The 580-nt window shown below is 69.5% G+C and carries 2 protein-coding genes; both read right to left on the reverse strand.

Annotation, left to right across the window (positions count from 1 at the left end; all coding sequences use genetic code 11):
* A partial coding sequence (locus CKY51_RS22210; RefSeq protein ID WP_211904951.1) for a RebB family R body protein occupies positions 1-344 on the reverse strand: 344 nt, incomplete at its 3' end.
* A complete protein-coding gene (locus CKY51_RS22215) occupies positions 341-520 on the reverse strand; it encodes a RebB family R body protein (RefSeq protein WP_152250064.1) in 180 nt (59 codons plus the stop codon). The genes CKY51_RS22210 and CKY51_RS22215, both read right to left, overlap by 4 nt.
* Between the last annotated feature and the right edge of the window lie 60 nt (positions 521-580).

Below are 580 nucleotides of genomic sequence, written 5' to 3' on the forward strand. Positions count from 1 at the left end.
GCGGCGGCGGCGGCGATCAGCGCCGCCGGGGGAGCAGGCGCCGGCGGTGGGCCAGGCAACGGCGCCACGGTCGGCGTGGGTCCCGGAGGGGCGGGCGGTGGCGGTGGGGTAGCCGGAAACGGCGCCGAGATCATCTTGGCGCAAGCCGCGGTGATGGCAGCTGCATTGATCATGCCGGCGCCCTGCTGCCGGTTGACGGCGTTGTGCATCGCCATGCCCAACGTCTCCAGCATTACCGCATCGAGCATGCCGAGCGCATGCGCCGGCGCCTGGCCGGTGGTCAGCGTCACGACGCTGCTGACGGCGTCGACGATCTGGCTGTTCACGGTACTGTCGTCGATCATGGCGAACTCGCTCCCTTCTGGATGATCAAAGCAAGGATCTGGGTGAGTGCGGCACCGGCGAGCACCTGTCCGCGTTGTTGGCTGGCGACGGCGTTTTCCATTGCCAGCGCGATGGAGTCCGCCATCGCCAGATAGGTCGCCCCCATCGCAAAGGCCGGCGCCTGTCCGATGGCCATTGCCGCGCCCGATGCGGCCGTGCCGACCAGGCTGGCAACGCTCGCGAGACGTGCGCTGGA

The sequence above is a fragment of the Xanthomonas maliensis genome (genome assembly GCF_009192945.1).
Lineage (GTDB): Bacteria > Pseudomonadota > Gammaproteobacteria > Xanthomonadales > Xanthomonadaceae > Xanthomonas > Xanthomonas maliensis.

Coding starts and splice junctions, on each gene's coding strand:
- CKY51_RS22215 (WP_152250064.1), bottom strand. CDS start 520: ATGGCCATCGGACAGGCGCCGGCCTTTGCGATGGGGGCGACCTATCTG.